The organism is Paramesorhizobium deserti (genome assembly GCF_001558695.1).
Taxonomy (GTDB): domain Bacteria; phylum Pseudomonadota; class Alphaproteobacteria; order Rhizobiales; family Rhizobiaceae; genus Paramesorhizobium; species Paramesorhizobium deserti.
In genome coordinates this window covers 94,452-116,718 of sequence record NZ_LNTU01000023.1, presented here as the reverse complement: position 1 = coordinate 116,718, position 22,267 = coordinate 94,452, and the positions used below count along the sequence as shown (strand labels likewise).

20 protein-coding genes are annotated in these 22,267 nt (G+C 57.3%); 13 read left to right on the top strand and 7 right to left on the bottom strand.

Annotation, left to right across the window (positions count from 1 at the left end):
- Nucleotides 1-2: 2 nt before the first annotated feature.
- From ATN84_RS13460 to ATN84_RS13445, 4 genes are all read right to left on the bottom strand, one after another.
- The gene (locus tag ATN84_RS13460; RefSeq protein WP_068882166.1) at nucleotides 3-905 is read right to left on the bottom strand and encodes a carbohydrate ABC transporter permease; all 903 of its coding nucleotides are present in this window, start codon (nucleotides 903-905) and stop codon (nucleotides 3-5) included.
- Between the two features lie 65 nt (nucleotides 906-970).
- Nucleotides 971-2,182, bottom strand: coding sequence for an ABC transporter substrate-binding protein (locus ATN84_RS13455; RefSeq protein WP_068882165.1), 1,212 nt, complete (start codon nucleotides 2,180-2,182; stop codon nucleotides 971-973).
- A 109-nt stretch (nucleotides 2,183-2,291) separates the two neighbouring features.
- On the bottom strand, nucleotides 2,292-3,188 hold the full coding sequence (locus ATN84_RS13450) for a sugar phosphate isomerase/epimerase family protein (protein ID WP_068882164.1): 897 nt from the start codon (nucleotides 3,186-3,188) through the stop codon (nucleotides 2,292-2,294).
- Nucleotides 3,189-3,198: 10 nt separating this feature from the next.
- On the bottom strand, nucleotides 3,199-4,221 hold the full coding sequence (locus ATN84_RS13445) for a Gfo/Idh/MocA family protein (protein WP_068882163.1): 1,023 nt from the start codon (nucleotides 4,219-4,221) through the stop codon (nucleotides 3,199-3,201).
- A 200-nt stretch (nucleotides 4,222-4,421) separates the two neighbouring features.
- On the opposite strand from ATN84_RS13445, the gene ATN84_RS13440 reads away from it, so the two are divergent.
- From ATN84_RS13440 to ATN84_RS13420, 5 genes are all read left to right on the top strand, one after another.
- Nucleotides 4,422-5,465 (top strand): LacI family DNA-binding transcriptional regulator, encoded by a 1,044-nt coding sequence (locus ATN84_RS13440; RefSeq protein ID WP_068882162.1) that lies wholly within the window; start codon nucleotides 4,422-4,424, stop codon nucleotides 5,463-5,465.
- 1,007 nt (nucleotides 5,466-6,472) lie between these two features.
- Nucleotides 6,473-6,934: a YbhB/YbcL family Raf kinase inhibitor-like protein gene (locus tag ATN84_RS13435; RefSeq protein ID WP_068882161.1), complete on the top strand. Its 462-nt coding sequence runs from the start codon at nucleotides 6,473-6,475 to the stop codon at nucleotides 6,932-6,934.
- Nucleotides 6,935-7,035: 101 nt separating this feature from the next.
- Nucleotides 7,036-8,325, top strand: a complete 1,290-nt coding sequence (locus tag ATN84_RS13430) for an SDR family oxidoreductase (protein WP_068882160.1) — start codon at nucleotides 7,036-7,038, stop codon at nucleotides 8,323-8,325.
- A gap of 27 nt (nucleotides 8,326-8,352) precedes the next feature.
- Nucleotides 8,353-8,823: a DUF2269 family protein gene (locus ATN84_RS13425; protein ID WP_068882159.1), complete on the top strand. Its 471-nt coding sequence runs from the start codon at nucleotides 8,353-8,355 to the stop codon at nucleotides 8,821-8,823.
- Between the two features lie 596 nt (nucleotides 8,824-9,419).
- The gene (locus ATN84_RS13420) at nucleotides 9,420-9,677 is read left to right on the top strand and encodes a hypothetical protein (protein ID WP_068882158.1); all 258 of its coding nucleotides are present in this window, start codon (nucleotides 9,420-9,422) and stop codon (nucleotides 9,675-9,677) included.
- A 132-nt stretch (nucleotides 9,678-9,809) separates the two neighbouring features.
- On the opposite strand, the gene ATN84_RS13415 is transcribed toward ATN84_RS13420, so the two are convergent.
- The 3 genes from ATN84_RS13415 to ATN84_RS13405 form a co-directional block, all read right to left on the bottom strand.
- The gene (locus ATN84_RS13415) at nucleotides 9,810-10,148 is read right to left on the bottom strand and encodes an ArsR/SmtB family transcription factor (RefSeq protein WP_068882157.1); all 339 of its coding nucleotides are present in this window, start codon (nucleotides 10,146-10,148) and stop codon (nucleotides 9,810-9,812) included.
- A complete protein-coding gene (locus tag ATN84_RS13410; RefSeq protein WP_068882156.1) occupies nucleotides 10,135-10,581 on the bottom strand; it encodes an SRPBCC family protein in 447 nt (148 codons plus the stop codon). Before ATN84_RS13410 ends, ATN84_RS13415 begins: the two co-directional genes overlap by 14 nt.
- A 621-nt stretch (nucleotides 10,582-11,202) precedes the next feature.
- A complete protein-coding gene (locus ATN84_RS13405) occupies nucleotides 11,203-11,895 on the bottom strand; it encodes a hypothetical protein (protein WP_068882155.1) in 693 nt (230 codons plus the stop codon).
- Nucleotides 11,896-12,337: 442 nt separating this feature from the next.
- Here ATN84_RS13405 and ATN84_RS13400 point away from each other — a divergent pair, with 442 nt between their 5' ends.
- The 8 genes from ATN84_RS13400 (at nucleotide 12,338) to ATN84_RS13365 (ending at nucleotide 22,091) form a co-directional block, all read left to right on the top strand.
- Entirely contained in the window at nucleotides 12,338-13,009 is a 672-nt protein-coding gene (locus tag ATN84_RS13400) for a hypothetical protein (protein WP_161939577.1), read from the top strand.
- A gap of 160 nt (nucleotides 13,010-13,169) precedes the next feature.
- Complete coding sequence (locus ATN84_RS13395; protein WP_068882153.1) at nucleotides 13,170-14,300, top strand: site-2 protease family protein; 1,131 nt, start codon at nucleotides 13,170-13,172, stop codon at nucleotides 14,298-14,300.
- A gap of 663 nt (nucleotides 14,301-14,963) precedes the next feature.
- A complete protein-coding gene (locus ATN84_RS13390) occupies nucleotides 14,964-15,926 on the top strand; it encodes a glycosyltransferase family 2 protein (protein ID WP_082766284.1) in 963 nt (320 codons plus the stop codon).
- Between the two features lie 158 nt (nucleotides 15,927-16,084).
- Complete coding sequence (rfbA, locus tag ATN84_RS13385; protein ID WP_068882151.1) at nucleotides 16,085-16,966, top strand: glucose-1-phosphate thymidylyltransferase RfbA; 882 nt, start codon at nucleotides 16,085-16,087, stop codon at nucleotides 16,964-16,966.
- On the top strand, nucleotides 16,963-17,517 hold the full coding sequence (gene rfbC, locus ATN84_RS13380; protein ID WP_068882150.1) for a dTDP-4-dehydrorhamnose 3,5-epimerase: 555 nt from the start codon (nucleotides 16,963-16,965) through the stop codon (nucleotides 17,515-17,517). The genes rfbA and rfbC overlap by 4 nt, the downstream gene beginning before the upstream one ends.
- A gap of 14 nt (nucleotides 17,518-17,531) precedes the next feature.
- Nucleotides 17,532-18,605: a dTDP-glucose 4,6-dehydratase gene (gene rfbB / locus ATN84_RS13375; protein ID WP_068882149.1), complete on the top strand. Its 1,074-nt coding sequence runs from the start codon at nucleotides 17,532-17,534 to the stop codon at nucleotides 18,603-18,605.
- Nucleotides 18,602-19,486, top strand: a complete 885-nt coding sequence (rfbD, locus tag ATN84_RS13370) for a dTDP-4-dehydrorhamnose reductase (RefSeq protein WP_068882148.1) — start codon at nucleotides 18,602-18,604, stop codon at nucleotides 19,484-19,486. Before rfbB ends, rfbD begins: the two co-directional genes overlap by 4 nt.
- A 70-nt stretch (nucleotides 19,487-19,556) precedes the next feature.
- Nucleotides 19,557-22,091 carry a glycosyltransferase family 2 protein gene (locus ATN84_RS13365; protein ID WP_068882147.1) on the top strand — a complete coding sequence of 845 codons (2,535 nt, stop codon included), beginning with the start codon at nucleotides 19,557-19,559 and terminating at the stop codon, nucleotides 22,089-22,091.
- The last annotated feature ends 176 nt before the right edge of the window (nucleotides 22,092-22,267 follow it).

Below are 22,267 nucleotides of genomic sequence, written 5' to 3'. Positions count from 1 at the left end.
CCTCAGTAGCTGTGTTCGTGACGGGTGGAGCGGACATAGATGGCCGCGACCACGATGACGAACAGGATCATCATCACAGAGACGGCGCTGCCGAGCGATATCTCATAAGTCTGGAACGAGAGCTGCCAGGACCAGTATTGCGCCACGTTCGAGCTATCCGCCGGGCCGCCCTGCGTCAGCGCCGCGATCAGGTCGAATTGCTGCAGCGTGAAGATGATGCCGAGCGAGATGACCGCGCCAAGCTGCGCGCGCATCAGGGGCAGCGTGATCGAACGGAACCGCTCGAACGGCCCCGCCCCGTCCAGCTCCGCCGCCTCATAGACATCGCGCGGGATGCTAGCGAGCCCGACCGAGAGCAGGATCATATTGAATGGGATACCGAGCCAGACATTGGCGATGATGACGGCATAGAGCGCGATATCGGGATCGGAGAGCCAAAAGATCCGCCCTTCGGTTATCCCCAGCGACATCAGGATATGATTGATCACGCCGAAATCGCCCGCGAGCAGCCATTTCCAGATGGCACCGACGACCAGCGCCGGCATGATCCACCCCGCGAGGAACAGGCCGCGCAGGTATGTCGCGCCGGGAAAATCCTGGTTGAAGAACAGGGCGAGGCCGAAGCCAATCGACAGTTGGAATACAATGGAGAGCACGACAAACTTCACCGTGTTCCAGAAGACGAGTGAAGCGATCGGCTGCGAGAGGATATTATAATAATTCTGGAGACCGACGAAGGGACGGCTGAACGAGGCGATCGTGAACATGTCGACCGTCTGCAGCGACATGACGATGTTGTAGATGATCGGGAAGGCCGAAAACGTCACGAGATAGACAAGGGCGAACCCCAGCAGCAGAATATCAAACCCGCTGCCGTCCCGGATCGTCCGGATGATGGATTGCATATGGTCCCCTCCCTTTTTACTTTTAACGTTGGCGGGACAGTAACCCCCCTCTGCTCTAAATAGCCCTACCTCCCCAGCACCCCGTCGATCTGCTTTTGCGCCGCCCCCAGCGCCGCCTTCGGCTCACTCCGGTGCGTCAGCGACGACTGGATGGCCGTATAGACCGCCTTGGAAATCTTCGGCCACTCCGGATGCGGACCGCGGTTGCGGGCGTATTTCATGCTCTCCTCGAACACGGCGTAGATTTCCGGCCATTGCGGATTGTCCACCTTCACCTTCGAGGCAGGCAGAAAGCCAAAGCGGTTCCAGACCTCAGGCATCTTGGAATAGAGCCATTCGATCAGGACGAAGGCCTCCTTCGGATGCTTCGAGTTGGCGAGGATGACGTTGTCGCCTTCGCCCAGCGCCGATGCCCGCGCAGCACCTTCCTGCGGAATCGGCAGCAGCGCTGCGCGATATTCGAATTTCGCCTCTCGTGCCATGCGCGGCATTTCCCAGGGACCCGAAATCGCCATGGCTGCATTGCCGGCGTTGAAGGTGGCGGTGGAATCATACTGGCTGCGGATCAGCGTGTCGGGCGAGGCCAGCTTCTCGTCTATGAGCTTGCCCCAGAACTCCAGTACCTTCACGCCGCCATCGGTATCGACCTTGTTATAGTCGCCGCCGGTCATCTGCAGCCAGGGCAGGAACTGGAACGTGCCCTCCTCCGTTGCCACGGCGGAAAAGGCAAGGCCGTAAACGTTCTTGGCGGGATCGGTGAGCTTTTTCGCCGCATCATAGAGTTCGTCCCATGTGCGCGGCGGTTTGTCGGGATCAAGGCCCTTCGCCTTGAACATATCGGCATTGTAATAAAGCGCGATGGTGTTGGCGCCGCGTGGAATGCCGTAGATCTTGTCGTCCCAGGTCACCGAGGCGAGCGGCCCGGGGAAGATATCCTCCTTCTTGATGATCTTCGATTCCTCGATCATCGGCGTCAGATCGAGCAGCAGCCCGCGCGAGGCGAAGAGCGCCACTTCAGGATTGTCGATATAAGTGACATCGGGCCCCTCGCCCGTCGCCATGGCCCGCGCCAGATCATTGACCATATCGCGGAACTGCACGGTCTTCAGATTGAGCTTGATGTCGGGATGCTCTTTCTCGAACTCGTCCTTGACGAGATAGATGTACTGATCCGGCCGGTCGATGGTCCAGATTTCCAGCGTTACCGGCTCGGCCTGTGCCGTTGCGGCGGAAAATAGCGCCGCCGCGCCTGCGATCCATGATGCGATGCGTTTCATGCCTTTTCCTCCTCCTGAAATTCAAGGCAGTCGCATAGTGCGGGCTTGCCTTTCTCCCCTATCCGCCCGGCCCTCCCCATAGCCGGACGTATTCCATACCGATCTCAAATCACGGATTGGCGACGAAACCGCCGCCACGGCATTTCTTCAGATAATTAAGAGAATGGACCTGACCGGTCATTTCCAGATCGTCGCGATAGACTGGATCGTGCCAGCCCTCGATATCGACCGATCCGGACCAGCCGGCGAGGCGCAATTCGGAGATCACATCGGTCCAGTTGGTGTCGCCGAAGCCCGGCGAGCGCATGAACACGAACTTCTCCTTGCCGAAAATCCCGTGCTCGCGGATAACATCCCAGCGGATGGTGGCGTCCTTGCCATGAACGTGGAAAATCTTCCCCACCCATTTGCGGATCTGCGGCATGGGATCGATCAGATAGACCATCTGATGGCAGGGTTCCCATTCGAGCCCCAGATTGTCTGCGGGCACTTCGTTGAAGATCATCTCCCAGGCGTCCGGGTTGTGGGCGATATTCCAGTCGCCGCTTGCCCAGTTGCCGTCCATGGCGCAATTCTCGAAGGCGAGCCGCACGCCCTTGTCCGCAGCGCGCTTTGAAAGCTCGGTCCAGACCTTTTTGAAGCGCGGCAGGCTCTCTTCGATGGGCTTGCCACGCACCCGGCCGGTAAATCCGGCGATCGTCGTTGCACCGAAAAGATGCGCGTGATCGATCAGCGCCTCCCAGCCTTGTCGTGTCTCCCGGTCAATCTCGGTATCCTCCAGCGGGTTGCCGAACATACCGAGCGTCGAGATGTTGACATCCGCGTCGCCGATCGCCTCCTTCAATTGTGCCGCCAGCGTCGGCAGATCTTTGTTCATCACCTGCCAGAAGAACGGCTCGATGCTTTCGAACCCATGGGGCAGGATACTTTTCACGTAAGCGGCGGGATCGGGCGCATTGGCCTTGATCATCGTGCCGATGCGGATGGATTTCGCCGGATCGCTCAATTGGAACTCCTCAGATCGTTATTTCTACCCGCTGTCCGGCTTCGGCGCTGTCGATCGCGCCGAACACCATGGCAAGGCTCCTGATATTCTCCGCTCCCACCGTTTCGGGCGCCGGACCACCGCGCGTCGCGGCAATGAAATCCTGCATCACTCCGAGGTGGCCGCCCGTGCGGTCGGAGCGATCGAGGGGAGGTATCTCGACGGCGGCCACCTCGGAGAACAGGCCGTCTCTGCCGGAGGTGACGGCTTCGGCCTGTATATCGTCATGCCCGTCCCAGACGAGCGATCCCCGGCTGCCGACGATGCGCCAGGCACTTTCCCAGCTCGTCCGCATGCCATCAGCGCACCAGCTGCCGCGATAGGTGAAGACCGCTCCGTTGGAAAACTCGAAGATCGCCGCCGCGGACGAGCCCTGGGCATACCAAGAATTGTCGGGTTCCCACTCCCGCGCATAAACGGCGCTTGGGGCTACCCCGGCAAATAGACGTGCGGCGTCGAAGGTGTGTATGGCCATGTCATGCAGCAGCACATGCCGCATTTCCTCGCGAAATCCGCCGAAATGGGGCGCGAGGAAAAAATCGCAGTGGAGGCTCGTCACTTCGCCGATCGCGCCTGAACGGATTAGCCGGCAGATGCGCCGGATCTGCGGAACATACCGCCGATTTTGAACCACGGCGTGGATGCGCCCTGCCCTCTTCGCCCGCCCGATCAGATCGCGCGCTTCATCCAGCGTTTCAGCCATCGGTTTCTCCGAGAGCACATGGCAGCCGGCGTCGAGCCCGGCGGATACGGTCGCATGGCGCGCCTGCGGAATCACGATGTCGAAAAGAAGTTCCGGTTGGGTTTTCTTGAGTACACTTGGAAGATCGTCGGAGATAATCGACTGATCAAGGCCGTATTCCCGGGCACGCGCCTCGGCCCTCTCGGTATCAATATCGATGATGCCGACAATGTCGATATCGCCAATGGCCCGGCTTGCCTCGAACCATGCTTTGCTCATGGCTCCGCAGCCGACTAGAACGACACGCTGCATCCAATCTCCTCCCAGGAATTCATTATTAAACCGATTTAGGCGGCTTAAAATGACTTCCGTAAACGTTTACGATTTCATAATACCATTTTGGTTTTGTCAATCCCTCTTTTCGGTGTTTTATGACGGAAAGGGGTTCGTGGTCGGAGTGTTTGAGATTCAGTTGAATATCAGCACCCCCTGAAACGCGAAGGGAGAAAACTGTGAGCATTCGGGATCTTGCCCGCCATCTCGACATCTCGATTGGAACCGTCTCGCGTGCCTTGAACGGCAAGGCGGACGTCAACCCTGAAACGCGCGAGCGGGTGCTTGAGGCAGCCAAGCGGCTTGGCTATGTGCCGAACCAGTCAGGACGCAGCCTCAGGCAGGGAACGACGAATACAATCGGCTTCATGATCGAGTCCACCATCGAGACCGCCGATGCAGGCGGCAGTTTCTTCATGCCGGTGTTCGAAGGCGTGCAGTCGGTGTTTCGCCGCCATCATCTCGATCTCGTCGCGCTGCTCTGTGGAACGGATGAGGACCCCGCCTCCTATTTGAACCGGGTGGTCGGGCGCCGGTTCGTCGACGGGCTGATCATTTCGGCGACGATGCGTCACGATCCGCGCATCGATTTCCTGCTGGAACGCAAGATTCCCTTCGTCGCCCTGGGCCGCAGCGCCACCAGGGGAGACTATTCCTGGATCGATCTCGACTTCGAAGGAGTCGCCGCGACGGCGGTCACCCGCCTCGCCGGCTTCGGCCACCGGCGCATTGCGATCGGCACGCCGGCCAGTGACCTCAATCTCGGCTATGTCTTTCTTGATGGCTATAAGCGCGCGCTTGCAGCCAACGGCATTGGCTTCGACCCTAGCCTCATCCTGCCTGCCAATGGAAATGAAGAAGGCGGTTATCAGGTGGCGTGCAGACTTCTCGCGCAGGAGCCCATGCCGACCGCGATCATTCTCGTCAACGAGAACATGGCGGTCGGTCTCTATCGGCGCCTCTACGAAGCGGGACTCCAGCCGGGCCGCGACATAGCCGTCATCGGCTTTCGAGAGAGTACCCAGAGCCGGTTTCTCTCGCCGACATTGACGTGCTTCCGGATTTCGCTGCGCGACCTCGGCATCAAACTGGCCGAAGCCATGCTTTCGGCCCTGCCGGCATTCGAAGGCCAGTATCCGAGGGAAACGGTCGAATTGATCTGGCCGATGCAACTGGTATCCGGTGAAAGCGACCGGCCTGGCTCACCATCCGGACTTGCGTGAGACAAACAGAGTGGCTCTCCATATCAGGAGAATGCAGGGTGCATTAAGCCGTTCGACCGAGCTTACGCAATATGTGGATATTTCCTCGCTTCCGATCTTTCGTCACATTGCCGAAGCTGTTGCTTGACAGCCGAGGCCCGGTGCCCCCGCCCCCAAATATAACCGGGCCTCGTCACTTTATTGCGGGCGCCTAAACGGTTCCGGCGTCACGGCAACGCCCCTTCGAAATCCCTGAGGAACAAAGTCGTGCCCAACAGGTTACGACGACGCCGGTGGCGGGCGAATAGCCTGCCAGGCAACCACGCCGGTGCCGGCATGCCAGCCTGGCCGGCAGAGAGGCTTGTTCGGCTACTATCTTGCCTCTCACCGGACTTGGCGGCAATGGTCATCCCTCCCATTGTCTCCGGGTCCACAATCTAGAATATCGCAAATTCCACAATTAAAACGCGATAAAAAGATGAATACGCTGTTGACTTTCTGTTAATAATACTATTTATCTCTCACAACTTTTTGGGGGCACAACAATGCCGGAAACAAACGATCGCGGATTGAGAGATGTGTTGTTGTGGCTGAGCTATGCCTGCGCTTTCGTGGTGATTTTCATCGCGATCAATGAACTGCGTGGTGTGATCGTCTGAAACAGACGCCGCAGACAGCGTGGCTTTGGCGTTTCCCGTACTGGTAGAATCGGAAATTCGGCTCCCGCCATCCCCCTTAATCTCATCATCCTTTGGAAGCGGCGTCACGGAATGCCGCGACTTCGTTATGCTCGGCCCGCTTACCGTGTCGACATGTTCGCGACCGGCGGGCTTGGTGTCATAAGCCGCCTCTGGTTTCGCCCTGCGCCCGCGACGGCCCTCTTGATCATCCTTTTGTAGCGGCTCTTTGGTTGCCTCTCAGGCATGTAGCGGATCATCAACGGTTCAGAAACTGCAGTTGATGGGAACCAAGGCACGCCGAAAAGGTTCCGGCGGAAGCGTATTCACGCAATTTCAAGAGGAACCCCGATGCCGCTTACCTTGACCTGTCCGACCTTTGCCGAAGGCGAAACCATTCCCGTCAAACATGTGCGCGATGGCGAAAATCTGATGCCGCCGCTGAAATGGACGGGAATCCCCGAAGGCACGCAGAGCTTCGTCCTGATTGTGGAAGACCCCGATGCCCCAAGGGGGACCTTCTATCATTGCGCGATATACAACATCCCACCTGACCGCGAGGGGCTGCCTCAAAGCATCGATACAAGCCATGACAATGCGCTGAGCTATGCCCGGAATGATTTCGGCAATGGCCGCTATGATGGCCCGGAACCACCAGTGGGGCATGGTCCGCACCACTATCATTTCCGTTTGGCCGCGCTCGACGTGCCGAACCTCAATATTCCCGCCAAGGCCGGTGCGCAGCAGATCTGGCGGGAGGCGCGAAAACACCTGATCGAGGAAGCCGAACTGGTCGGCGTATACGAGCGGTGACTACTTTGTTGTGATTTCACCCTATCTTTAGTGTGAGACAAGTCGATTTCCTTTCCGATTGAGGAAGAAGCGATAGAGAAACCGCGGCAGGGAGTGCAGGCATGAAAGTTCTCGTCACCGGCGCGACCGGTCTGATCGGATCTGCGATATGCGCTCGCCTTTTCGCCGAAGGACACGAGGTGGCCGCGGCAATACGGCCGGGTAGCACCCCCGTACCCGTTTCCGTTAAGCGCATGATCCCGCTTGACATGGCAAAGGCCACGCATCCCCGGGACTGGATTCCCCACCTCCATGGGATCGAGGCGGTGGTCAATTGTGTCGGTGTTCTGCAGAACAGCCCGCGTGAGGACACGGAAGGAGTCCACGTCAGCGGAGCATCGGCGCTGTTCCTTGCCTGCGAGGAGCTGAGCATTCGGCGAGTGATCCAGTTTTCCGCGATCGGCGTGGACCGCGGCCACGTATCAGCTTTCTCGGAAACCAAATTGCGCGGCGATATGGCTCTGATGGAACGTGACCTTGACTGGGTTATCCTGCGCCCCGCGGTGGTGCTGGGCCAAGCTGTTTTCGGGGCCAGCGCGCTCTTTCGTGGCTTGGCCGCCCTTCCTGTCTTACCGGTCACGAAGGATACAGGCGACTTGCAGGTCGTTCAGCTCGATGACGTGACCGCTACCGTCGCTTTCTTCCTGAAAGCGTCCGCTCCCACACGTGTGGCGGTCGAGCTGGTCGGACCGCAGAGGCTGACCATGAGCGGGGTCGTGGCAAGCTATCGGCGATGGCTGGGATGGCGTCCGGCTCATGAGTTCGATGCGCCTCGCCCGCTTTCGGCACTTCTCTACCGGGCTGGCGATCTTGTCGGGGCTCTCGGGTGGCGATCACCGATGCGAACCACCGCGGCAAAGGAGATTGGCCGCGGTGCGATCGGCGACGCGACGCACTGGAACCGGCTGACAGGCATCAGCCCCCAATCCCTCGATGCCGCACTGGCGGCAAAACCTGTGATGGTGCAGGACCGCTGGTTCGCAAAGCTCTATTTCCTCAAACCTCTGATCCTTGCCGTGCTGGTGTTGTTCTGGATCGCCACCGGAATTGTATCGCTCACCAGTGGCTTTCATACCGGCGTCGACCTGATGGTCCAGGCGCGAACCGGGGGATTGGCCGCTCCGGGCGTGGTGGCGGGAGCGATCGCCGATATTCTCGTTGCACTGGCGATCGCCTATCGCCGGACCACCCGGCAGGGTCTATACGCCGCGATCATCCTGTCGCTCTTTTATATCGTGGCGGGCACGATCCTGCTCCCCGAACTCTGGAACGAACCCCTCGGGCCGCTAATGAAGATTTGGCCCATATTGGCGCTACATTTCGTGGCCCTCGCCATTTTGGATGAGCGTTAGAGAGCCTGGAAAGCGGGAACCGCTTCAATGATCTATTTCATTCTCAAATACCTGCATGTGATCGGCGCCGCAGTGCTGCTGGGTACCGGTGCAGGCATAGCATTTTTCATGCTTTTGGCGCACCGGACGGGCAATGCCGCAATCATTGCCGCCGTTGCGCGTATGGTCGTGATTGCAGACTTTCTTTTCACGGCCACCGCGGTCGCCGCACAGCCCATCACAGGTATCGCGCTTGCGTGGCATCTTGGTTATCCACTCACTGAAGGCTGGATCGTCCTGTCGATCCTGCTCTATCTCCTAACCGGCGCCTTCTGGCTTCCCGTAGTCTGGATGCAGATGGAAATGCGGCGTCTGGCGACTGAGGCCGCGGCAAAAAACGCCGTTCTGCCCGCGCGCTACCACAGGCTCTTCCGGCTCTGGTTCGCCTTCGGCTTTCCTGCCTTTGGCGCTGTCCTCGCCATTTTCTGGCTGATGATTACCCGACCGGCGATCTGGTAGAAGTCCAGCGCCATTCGAAATAATCCAAACCCGAACCAGCCACCCGGAACAATGCATATCCGGGAAGTTTAACGCCGTGCACTGTTTGGTGACCGGGACCTGAAGCAAGGCTGCCGGTTCAGATAATCCACGACTGAACAGCGGCGTCTGCACCGCCCGGAAAGAAGGAGCCCCAAAATGGCGACCATGGATGATTGGCTGAATCAGTGGCTACGTGCGAGGAAATCTGTCATGAGGAGGAAGCCATGGCCGCATGGCTCGCCGATCATGCCGACGAGGTGACGCGCAAATATCTGAAGCGGGAGCAAGTCGAGCTGGAAACAGCCAAGCGGCAGCCAAAATAATTGGAACCGCCTTTTTCTGTCAGCCCAGGTGGTTTTGCATGATAACAGAAAGGCTAAAGAAGAACTTCAGCGTCAGCAATTTTGTGGCGCCGAGTTGCACGCCTATTTATATTATTATTGCAAACATCTGAAACGCCGATAATATCTGAAATCGTTTGACTCTTGCCGATGTGCGGCCCACACTTTTTTCTCAGGCAACTCCATTCATGGCAGCATTTACCCAGAGTCCAGCCCAGTTGAACGGAGAGCAACATGCCGATAAGAGGTGGCTATCCTGGCCCCGAATCCGCCTATACAAGCGAAGACTGGCGCATCATGCAGGCCGCCTATCATAAATCGGCTGCTCTTCTGGGGCAGGCGGACGGAAGCAAGGATACGGATCGGCTCGCCAGGGAGATAATGCGCCTCTACAACCTCGGCTATCGGGATATCGAAGCCTTAGCCTTCGCGGCAGCGAATATCGAGAATAATCGCAGAGAACAGGACAAAAGAAGTCCCGCCTCCGTCTGAATGCTCAACGGCAGCTCGCTCATGCTCCGCGACGCCTATCCCGGGCATCATCGCCAGGGAAGGCCACGAGGCTTCACATCCAACATCTGCGCATTAACGCTCCCGTTAAAGCCGGCTGAAGGCCCGCGACGATCACTGCTCGATGAAAGAGCGGAGCCGCGACAAGGCATCATCCCATTGTCGGGAAACCTCGTCGAGATAAGATCTGATCTCCGCGATCGGTTCGGGCCGCAAAGCGAACTGGCTTTCACGACCCACCCGGCTGCTGCTCACCAACCCCGCATTCTCCAGTACGCGAAGATGCTTGGTGACGGCTTGCCGGGTGATCTCCGTATCCGCTGAAAGCTTGGCAATCGAGCGCGTCTGCCCGTCGCTCAACTTCATCACCAGCGAGAGGCGGGTCCGGTCTCCCAAAGCCGCGAATATGGGCGCGGGGTCCGGATCGCGCGTCTGGATGCTATGCGTCGACATGGGCTTCGATATTCTTCATCTGCTCTGCCCAGCCCCCCTCATTCATACGCAACGCATCAGGCCGACGGTGGCTCGGGAGCGAGTCGAAACCGGATTCGATCACCGTCAAACGCGTTCCCGTCGATATCGGCTCCAGCCGGAACTCGACAAGCGTAGGCTCTTCTCGCGAATAATCGACATCCGGATCGATGGCATAAGGATGCCATGTGAATGAGAAATAGTGCGGCGGGTCCATCCGCTTGATGGCCGCTTCCCAGTTCAGATGCTCATAACCGGGATATAGGATGTGACCACGCGAGATTTCTCCCGGCACGAAGGGTCCGTTCAACCGCACCCGGAACCATGCACCGAATTCCTCATGGTCGGTCAATGCCCGCCAAACCCGCTCGATAGGTGCGTTCAGATCAATGCTCTTCTCGATACGATCAGTCATGATGCAACCTCCTGGTTGCCTATATCATGAAGACTATCGACTCAAAAAGCAACCATTCAGTTGCGTATTTTTGAGCAGCGCCAGTAACAAATGTTCTCCCCATTTGTTAGGGTTGCGACTCACCCAATATTTAGCGCACAAATTGCAAGCCGGATGTTCCATCGGCACTGAGGCCCGACCCCCACCCGCAACCATCATCCAGGTCGGGCCTCTTCCTTTCCCTCACATCTAATTTCAGCTTTCGCGCGATGATTGCAGCACTTCGCCTGTTATGAATAACGGCGGCTCTGTCATGCGTATGGATAAAAGATAACCGACGGCGCATTAACGAATTTCTCGCGGAATCGCTACCCGCAGTTGACTTTTTAATCGACATACAATCTTGTGCCCACAATTCATCTGGGGGCCGATAGTGAAAGAGACGAACCGCCGCGCATTGAAAGACACATTGCTTTGGCTGATCTACGCCATGATATTCGTGGCGATCGCTCTTGCATTCAATTTTCTGCGCGGCACCTCGATGTAATGGAACGGATTCCGGCTCTCAGCAAAAGATGACGGCGGGTCGAGAACGACCCGCCGTCAATTCAAACCGACTATTCCATTGCGGAATAGACAGACTTAGTAGTCGCTGTAAGCGCGCTTATTGCGACGGACGCCGTCATTGACCCGGATCGTCTTTGCGGTACGGATCGTACGCTCCGGCAGATATTCCACGCGGTTGACGTACTGGTTGCGGGTGACGACACGGGGACGCTCGTGAATGCGCGTGACAACATTCTCACGCACGACCGGCTGAACGCGATTGACCTTCACGATGCGGTTGACGTGACGCACATAGCGGGTGTTGTTGACATCGCGGTAACGGGTGACGTTGTTCACCTTCCGAACGGTCTTGTAACGGTAGACTGTCTCGGAGGTCGGACGCACGTTAGCGCGATTGACGACCGTCTTGCCCGTCCGGATATGGCGGGTGGGAAGGACGTTCGTCTGCGAACCATAACGGTTTTCGCGGATCACCGCGGTCCTGTTATGGACGCGGGTGACCGTGTTGACGCGCGTAACCGGCTGGACACGCGTGACGTTCACGATACGCCTCGTGTGCGTCACGGTGCGCGGACGCTCGACGTCCCGATACCGGGTAACGTTGCGAACCTTGCGAACGGTATTTCCCTGCTGATAGGTCGTGCTGACCTTCGTGGTGGCGATCGGACGCTTATTCCGTTCGGCGGCTTCCGCCGAAACCGAAATCGCTACCATCGATGCACTTGCCAGAGCGGCAATGGCAAAGAGCGCCTTAAAGGACTTCATCATGACTATACTCTCCTGGGTTCAAATAGAGAATTACACATGCACGGTACTAAGCCCATCAGCCGCCCCCTCGACCGAAACGACCTAACCTGAATTACTCTAATCGATCATCATCAATTCTGTATCATCAAAAGAAAAACAGAACTTATTCTGCTTTAAGCAGATAAAATGATTTTTATTTATTCTTGAATAAGCTGGTTTTTTAATATTTTTTTACTCAGCCATTCTCCGGACAAATTCCTGCGGCTTATTGCCCGCCATCTCTCCAAAATTAGTAATTTGTAAAGGATAGAAGATGCGTGGGATTCTTCAGGGAGCCATTATAGCTTTGGCCTTTTTCGGCCTTTCCGAAACTGCCAGCGCCGCGCCGAATACTGGATGCCAGAGCAAGGCCATTAACAGTCTGCAGCAACTTTCACCGCACGGTTATCAGGTTTACCGGGCAATGAAGGACAAAAGCCAGTTCACGACATGGATCACCTGTGATGATCTTCAGCTGGGCCTGGCGACCGCCGTGCATGAATCCGTTCACAACCTCACGGAGGAGCGCGACTCCTTCCCGCTGATTGGAGGCGGCAATATCGCCCGCCCGCACCAGACCGAAACGTTCTTCGCACCGAAGCTGATCGCCAGACAGATGGGGCGCAACTTCAATGATACGCTGTTCATCCAGTCCTATCTCAAGCCGGGCTCAGCCTCTTCGGCAGATAATTTCATGTATCTCCTGGATGAGTTCAATGCCTATAGCCATGATCTGAGCTCGGCCACCAAGCTCACCCCGATGCGCCCGGGCGACACCCAGGTTGATCACCGCGATGGGTTGGCCGCAATGATGGCATTCATGATGGGTTATGCCGCCGAAGCGCGCAAGAACCACCCCGAGACCTGGGAAGGACTGAAAGCGCCGCAGACCGCCAAGGTCGTTCAAACACTTTGGAAGCAGGCTGAAAAGACCATGGCGGCATCCTGCGGAATACGCGATTTCGGCACGAATGACCGGGAATATCTCAGCTATGTCTGTAACGCCAAGAATGCCGGCGCCCTGACGGAGATACTCCGCCGCGCGCCCTCTTGTCCGACGCGCTGCCTGACCGCCGCAACGGCAGCAGCGCAATAGCCGGAGTACCAGGGTCAGGACCTGGGGAACTTTTGAACTTGGCATTCGATCTTGAGGCTGACATCGAGCGGATATCGAATGTCAAATTCGTTCCACTGGTCATCTTCGCCATGGCTTACTAGATAACGGGAAGCGGCAGCGTCTCAAAAGGCTGGAAGCCATGGCCTGGTCCTTCAAGATTGGAACGATTGCGGGCACCGCACTGCGTGTCCACATCACCTTCGCGCTTCTGCTCGTCTGGATATGGCTGATGCATTACCGGATCGGTGGCGCGCCGGCGGCCTGGGAAGGTGTCGCGTTCATCATCGCCGTCTTCGCCTGCGTGGTGCTGCATGAATTCGGTCATATCGCCGCCGCACGTTATTTCGGGATCAGGACACCCGACATCACGCTGCTGCCGATCGGCGGGCTGGCTCGTCTCGAGCGCATGCCGGAGGAACCAGGGCAGGAATTCGTGATCGCCATTGCCGGGCCGTTGGTCAATGTGGCGATTGCGGCCATCATCTTCCTCGTGCTGCATGGCTCGACGGGAATGGAGGCGACGGCCGATATCGAGGATCCCCGCCTGAGCTTCCTCGCCAGGCTCGCCGGCGTCAACATCTTCCTCGTTGTCTTCAATATGATCCCGGCTTTTCCGATGGACGGCGGCCGCGTGCTGCGCGCCGCCCTCGCCTCACGCCTTAGCTGGTCGCGCGCGACGCAGGTCGCAGCCTCCATCGGGCAGGGTCTTGCCTTCGTATTCGGCTTCATCGGCCTGTTCTACAATCCGCTGCTGATCTTCATCGCCATCTTTGTCTATCTCGCGGCGGCGGCCGAGGCGCAGAATGCCCAGATCCGCGACGTCGCCGGCAGCGTGCTGGTCGGCGACGTGATGATCACCGAGTTCGCGAGGCTCCAGCATGGAGCCAATATCGCCGATGCCATCGAGATGCTGCTTGCGACCACGCAGCGCGAGTTTCCGGTGGTCGATGCCTCGGGCCATTTGGAAGGCCTGCTGACGCGCGACGACATGATCCGTGCGTTGAAGGAAAGAGGCGCCGGAACGCCCGTCGTCAGCGCAATGCGCACCGATATTCCGAAGGTCCATTATCGCAAGCACCTCCGGGAGAGCCTTCGGCTTATGCAGGAGGCGAATGTGCCGGCTATTGCCGTCGTAGACGGCGCGGACCGACTGATCGGCCTGATGACGCATGAGACGATCGGCGAAATGATGATGGTCCGCGCCGCGACGTCGGACCGCTTCCGCTTCGGCCGACCGCACCACGGCCAGCCGCATTCCCCGCAGATGTGAAGCAACGCCCCGTCGCGAACCCGATTGCGCACAGCGCTCCGTTAACACGGCTCTATCCGCACCCCCCGCCTGATTCAGCATCGCCGTAGACTGAATGAAGAGACTGGCGTCCATGAATTTCCTTCCAAACCTCAATTCGAGACGAAAGAACAAGCGCCAACCCGGACAATCATGCGCAAGTCACTACCTATGGTAGCGCTTCTCTTACCCCTCCCTCAACCGAGCATCCGATGACCTGGCAACGATGGGACAAGAGAATGCCCAAACGCGCCGGTACACTTTTTCTTTCCTGCCTCACATTACCTTGATCACAGCGCTGTTGCCGTTTAGTGGAGACCGCGTTACAGCCTCCCCTCGGAATTTCGAAGTGGACCTCTGTTCGAATCTGCATAAAGTTTTCTATTTCCTATCCCTCGTCATGAGCGTATCAATGTTCAAGCATCGTTGTTCCAACTAAGGGAAAGCAATCTGGCAGCCAAAGGTGGACAGAGATGATCCAGTGCAACAGTCACGGATACTTGCCGACATCTTCATATCCGGCAAACAGCTCTCGAACGCGGAGCCCTAAGTTCGAGAGGATCGGCGTTGATCACCTTGAGTCTGTTATTCCGGGCGCCCAGTTGATTGGCAGGCCCAAGGGCCACATACCGGTCAGGTGATCGCATGCTGTCCCCTGAACGTATGCTGCCCCTTGAAAGTGAAAGCGAGGCACGCGTCGCCATTTTGATGGCCGTGCTCAACGGTGAAAAATTCCTGGATGATCAGTTCAGGTCGCTGGAAGCGCAAACTATTCCCACCATCGACATATGGGCGAGCGATGACGGTTCGTCCGACGGTTCACTCGCCCTTCTGAAGCAGTGGCAGGCGCGTTGGAAAAAAGGGCATTTCCAAATTCTGGCTGGTCCGCAAAGAGGTTTTGCTGAAAACTTCCGCAGCTTGATGATGCGCAGCGATATCGAGGCTGATTTCTTCGCTTTCTGTGACCAGGACGACATCTGGGACGAGGACAAGCTGGAAATAGCCGTGGCGCAACTTTCGCAAAGCTGTGCTGACCAGGCGGGGCTTTATGCATCGAGAACCCGCATCATCGATGCAAGCGGTAATCCGGTCGGCGTTTCCCCACTATTCAGGAAAGAGCCGAGTTTCCGTAACGCCATCGTCCAGAATATCGGTGGCGGAAATACCATGCTCGTCAATCGCCGCGCCTGGAGCATTATCCGGGAAGGTGCACGGCGAACCGGTTTCGTCAGCCACGACTGGTGGTCATATCTGCTTGTAAGCGGCGCTGGAGGGCAAGTCATCTATGATCCGACACCCAGGACCGGCTATCGTCGCCATGAGAAGAACCTGGTTGGCGATAACGCAAGCATAGGCGCCCGCATCGACAGGCTTCGCCGTCTACTCGCGGGGGAATTCGCGGTATGGAACCAGCGCAACATCGATAGCCTCGAACGATGCGAGGATTTACTCGATGCCGATTCCAGGAAAGTGTTTGAGGAATTCAAGCATATTCGCCGCCTGATTGCGTTCACGGCGCTATCGGAACTCATGAGATCCGGCATCCGCAGGCAGACCCTCATCGATAACGCCGCCCTCTTTTCAGCCGGCATGATGGGCAAGTTGTAGAGCGGTCAATAGCGCAAATTCAGAGATACCGGCGGGGTGGCCTTCGGCCAAAATAAGAACCGCGCCAAACACAGGAAAACGGACTTCCCTGTGTTGAATTGCGCTCACAAAAATGGTTTACCAACAACGTGGATCAGCTTTCAAAAAGGGGGAGCACGTTGAAGGGAATAATTCTGGCGGGTGGTAGTGGCACACGTCTGTACCCGCTGACTTTAACGATCTCGAAACAAATTCTCCCGGTCTACGACAAGCCGATGATTTTCTATCCCCTGAGCGTTCTGATGCTGGCGGGGATCCGAGAAATACTGGTGATTTCGACACCGCGCGATCTCGTGGCGTTCAAATCATTGCTGGGTGACGGAAGCGAATTCGGCATCGCCGTTTCCTATGCCGAGCAGCCCCATCCGAACGGACTTGCCGAAGCTTTCATAATCGGTCGCGAATTCATCGGAGACGACAATGTCGCGATGATTCTCGGAGACAATATTTATTACGGCGATGGCCTTTCCAATCTGTGCCAATGGGCGGCGAAGCGGACATCCGGCGCTTCCGTTTTTGCGTATCATGTCGAGGACCCCGAACGTTATGGTGTCGTCACCTTCGACAAGGTTACAGGCCAGGCCCTTTCAATTGAGGAAAAGCCCGCAAAGCCCAAATCCAACTGGGCGGTTACCGGCCTTTATTTCTACGACAATGACGTCGTCGAGATCGCCTCATCGATTAAGCCGTCCGCCCGTGGGGAACTGGAGATCACGACGGTCAACAACATCTATCTCGAACGCGGCGCGCTTCATGTGCAGCAATTGGGCCGAGGATATGCGTGGCTCGACACCGGAACCCATGACAGCCTGCATGAAGCCTCGTCCTTTGTCCGCACGATAGAGCACCGGCAAGGCATCAAGATCGCCTGCCCTGAAGAGATCGGAATGGAGATGGGCTGGCTCAACGCCGAGCAGGTGATGCGTCGTGCGGAGAAGCTCGGAAAAACAGAATACGGCGCCTATCTGCGCCGTCGTGTAGCGGAATTTTTCGAACAATGATCAATATCAACCCGCTAGGCCTCGATGGCGTTCTCGAAATCACGCCGCGAAAATTCGGCGACGCTCGTGGTTTTTTCTCCGAGACCTACAACAAATCGAGCTTCACAGAAGCTGGGATCGATCTTGAGTTTGTTCAGGACAACCATTCCTACTCCGCCGCAAAGGGCGTTTTGCGCGGGCTGCACTATCAGCTCAGCCCGCGCGCGCAGGACAAACTCGTACGGGTTGTCCGCGGCTCGATATTGGATGTGGCGGTCGACATCAGACGGGAATCGCCCGATTTCGGCAAGTGGGTTTCTCTTGTCGTTTCAGCGGAGAAGTGGAACCAGATTCTCGTTCCAAAAGGCTTTGCCCATGGTTTCGTTACGCTCGAAGACGATACCGAGGTGGTCTACAAGGTAACGGACGTCTATTCGCCAGAACACGATCGATCCATCCGCTACGACGATCCGGCCATCGGAATAGAATGGCCGATTGCAGCAACCGAAATACAGTTGTCGGACAAAGACCGGAATGCGCCGCTGCTCTCCGCGGCGGAAGTTTTTGGCTAAGGGATGGGATACCGATGAAGAACATACTGGTAACCGGAGGAGCGGGCTTTATCGGGTCGGCCGTTTGCCGTTATCTGGCAAGCAATCCCGAAATCAATGTCGTCAATGTCGACAAGCTTACCTATGCAGGCAATCTCGCCTCGCTGCGCCAGATCGAAAATCACCCGAATTATCGATTCCATCAGGTCGATATATGCGACGACGTCAAAATGCTCGATATTCTCCGGGCAGAGAAGATCGATGCGATTATGCATCTCGCTGCGGAGAGCCATGTCGATCGTTCGATCGACGGCCCCGGCGCATTCATCGAGACGAACATCGTCGGTACCTATCGCCTGTTGAACGCAACGCTGACCTACTGGCGAGACCTGCCGTCCGAAAAAAAGGAGGCATTCCGCTTTCACCACGTTTCCACCGACGAGGTGTTCGGCGATCTTCCATTCGACAGCGGCATCTTCACCGAAGAAACACCTTATGCTCCGTCGTCTCCCTACTCCGCATCCAAGGCGGCATCGGACCATCTTGTATCAGCCTGGCACGAGACTTACGGCTTGCCGGTGGTGTTATCCAACTGCTCCAATAATTATGGGCCGTATCACTTCCCCGAAAAGCTCATTCCGCTCGCGATTCTGAACGCGCTCGACGAAAAGCCCCTCACTGTATATGGCGCGGGAGCCAACATCCGGGATTGGCTTTATGTCGAAGATCATGCTCAAGCGCTCGCTTGCGTCATCACCAAAGGCGGGCCAGGCGAGCGCTACAATATCGGTGGCCGCGCCGAGCGCACCAATTTGAGCGTTGTGGAAGCGATTTGCGATATTCTCGACAAGAAGAAGCCGCGAAAATCCGGCAGGTCCCATCGTGAACTGATTACTTTCGTGACCGACAGGCCGGGCCATGACCGGCGCTATGCCATAGACGCCTCCAAAATCGAACGGGAGCTGGATTGGAAGCCTCGCGAAACGTTTGAGACCGGCCTGGCGCGCACCGTCACCTGGTATCTGGAAAATTCCTGGTGGTGGCGGCCCATTAGGGAAACGACCTACGCCGGCGAACGCCTGGGTTCAGCTATGAAGGGCGCGGCATGAAGCTGCTGGTAACCGGCAAGGAAGGACAGGTCGCGCGTAGCCTTGTCGAAAGGGCGTCCGGGCTCCACGACGTGACGGTAATCACCGTAGGTCGACCTGAAATGGACCTCGCGGATCCGATTTCGATCCAACATGCCATCGGTGATGCCAACGTCGATATTGTGGTGTCCGCCGCCGCCTATACGGCCGTCGATCAGGCTGAAGACGAGCCAGAACTGGCGCATGCGGTAAATGTGACCGGAGCGCACGCTGTTGCCAGCGCGGCCGCCACCCGCAATATTCCGGTAATACACCTGTCGACCGACTATGTCTTTTCGGGAACGTCGAACGCGCTCTATACGGAAGAGGACGCTACGGATCCGCAATGTGTCTACGGACGGACAAAACTTGCGGGGGAATTGGCGGTGGCGTCCGCCAACCCGCAACATGTCATCCTGCGCACGGCTTGGGTATACAGCCCTTACGGCAAGAATTTCGTCAAAACGATGATGAGGCTGGCGGCCGAACGGGATGAAATATCCGTCGTTTCGGATCAATGGGGAAACCCCACATCTGCGCTGGATATCGCGGACGGTATCATTCACATAGCCGAGCGGATTCTTTCCGACGACAGAAATGCGCCTTATGGCCTTTTCCACCTGACGGGTACGGGTGAAACAAACTGGAGCGGTTTTGCGGACGAAATCATGAAGACCAGCCCGGTCCATGGAGGCCCGACGGCTGTAATTCGACCAATCAGCACTAGCGACTACCCGACCAAGGCCAAACGACCCGCCAACTCGCGATTGGCGACCGAAAAGCTCAAAGCAGCCTATGGCTGGAAGGCGCCGCGATGGCAAACTTCTCTCGGTGAGGTCTCAAAAAGGATACTTGTCGGGTGAAATCGGGATCTTCGATGCCGGATGAACGGAAACGGGATACCCGTTGCGTACTCGGCTGATATAAAACGCTATGTTAACAATTAATCGCCCGGCCGAGCTTTGGGGTCAGTTCGCTGCAGAACTGCGAAAGCTGAAACTCGTCTATAATCGTATCCTTCTGGAAACCCGCCGCAACGCACGGCCTGGGTTCGACCTCCAGGACGGAAAGGGCGAAATCGTCGGCCGTTTCGAAGAGATCAAGGTCGAACGCGGCATGGTACACCTGAAGGGGTGGACGATAAAACCCGCTCTCCGGCTGATCTCGGGATCCGTCCGTCGTTCGATCGCTCCAGACCAGGCCCGTCACGATATCAATGATGCTCTGGGTTTACGGCTTGATACGCGCACCGGCTTCAACATCAATTTTCCTTTTCGCGACGATGACCTGTGTGTTGAATTTGACGGAATAGACGGTCCCCGGGCCTATGCGTTCACCGCGATGACGCGTATGGAGCGCGCATATTCCACTGGCTCGATCTTCTTCCATCTCGCATGGGTGGGCGTCAGAAACATCCCTCTTCTGTTTCGATATTTCGTCCTGCGCGATCCCCTTGCCGCAAGTCGGCTGAAAGATCAGTACTTCACTTTCGAGCGCAAGCCTGAGGTGGATCTGGCCACCGGCATTCTGACCCAGAGTTCGCCGCAGCTGGTGCTCGATGAGGAGGTATTCATCATTCTTCCCATTTATAACGGGTATGAACTTTTACCCGAAGTGCTGGACCGCGTCGATCGTTTCACCGAAGGACCATTCCGCCTCATCATCGTGGAGGACTGTTCCACGGACGAGCGTGTGCGCCCCTGGCTGCGGAATTGGGTTGCCGGTCGTCAGTCGAGAGTTCTTCTGATCGAGAATGAACACAATCTCGGCTTCATACAGGCGGTCAACAAAGGACTGGCAGCCGCGGAAGGGCATCACGTCGTTCTCCTGAACTCCGATGCCTTTGTGCCCGAAGGGTGGCTCTCCCGGCTCATGGCGCCGATCATCGCCGATGAGACGGTAGCCTCGGCCACGCCGATGTCCAATGACGCCGAGATTTTCTCCGTGCCGGTGATATGTCGGAAGGCCGACCTGCAACCCGGTCAGGTGGACGAGATCGATTCCGTCGCGCGCAATATTGACGCGGCGGTTCTCTCGCTTGAAGCACCGACCGGCGTGGGCTTCTGCATGGCGATGAACAAGACGTTCCTCGGCCGCATTCCGGCGTTCGACCAGGCCTTTGGGAAAGGCTACGGCGAAGAGGTCGACTGGTGCCAGAAAACGCGGGCGCTCGGCGGGCGTCATGTAGCGGTGCCGAATCTGTTCGTGGAACACCGTGGCGGCAGTTCATTCGGCCTGGAGGCGAAAACCCGTCTGGTGCGCTCGAACGGCGCGATCATCTCACGGCGATATCCCGATTATGACGGGGATGTTCAGAATTTCATTGCAACGGATCCGCTTCTATCTGCCCGGATTCTACTGGCCATTGCAGCAATCAAGAGGCCGGCCAGGCCCCTGCCGGTCTATTTCGGCCACGATATGGGCGGTGGCGCCGAGGCTTATCTGCAAAACCGCATCAAATCGGAAATCGAAACGCTCGGCCAGGGCGCAGTCACCGTGCGCGAGCGCACGGGCGCCGGACTCTACGAGATGGAAATCCATTCCGCCGCGGGCAGAACCAGGGTTCACACCGATAATCCCGGGAACCTGCGTGACCTCCTCCATACCGCCGATCAGCTCGATCTGGTCTATTCCTGCATCGTCGGATCACGCGATCCGCTCAAGCTCGCCGCCTTGATGACGGAGCTTCGCCGTCCCCGGGATTGTCTCTCGGTCCTCATCCACGATTATTTTCCGCTCTGCCCGTCCTATACGCTCCTGGACAACAACGGGAAATATTGCGGAATCCCGACAATTGAAGTCTGCACGGTCTGCCTCGGGGCCGGCAACCCCAACAGCGCGGTGGCCGATGCCGATATCCGCGAATGGCGGAAGGTGTGGGGCGACATGATGACCGCTGCTGAGCAAATCGAGGTCTTTTCCGAAAGCAGCCGGGAGATCGTTTCCAGAGCCTATCCGACGATTGCACCCAAGATCACGGTTAAGCCACACCGCCTTCGTGCCCTCCCCTCACCCGTAACGCCGCCCAACGCCCGCGTCCTGACGATCGGAATCCTGGGCAATATCGGCTATCAGAAAGGCGCGTCTGCGGTGAGGGAACTGGCGGCCGCTCTTCCGAAGGACCGAAGCGTCCGTATCTCCGTCATCGGGAATTTCGATTACCGCTTTCATCATTCCGCGATCAACGTCTATGGCCAGTATCAACTCGAAGACCTCACCAGCATCGCCGCACAGCAGCAGATCGGATGCTGGCTGATGCCGTCGATCTGGCCCGAGACCTTCTCCTATTCCATCCACGAAATGCTGGCGACCGGCCTTCCGGTCTTCTGCTTCTCGCTCGGCGCACAGGCCGCAGCTGTCGCCAGATCGGAAAACGGCCATGTCCTGAAAGCTCTTCCGGACCAGCCCAGCGAAATCCTGAATGAGATTCTCAACGTGATGCGCCAGATATCGAAATCGGCTGCATGATACTTATGGCCGGAACGAACAGGAACGTGGAAATAAATGCCCAACCTTTGTATAAAACCTTCAACGCTTGCCTTCCCTCTGCCGCTATGAAAAGAAATAACGAATCGAGGGCGCGGAAGATTGTTGTGGCGCTCAAGCGCCGGTATCGGACATCGCGAGTGGGTGGGGGCTCAGTA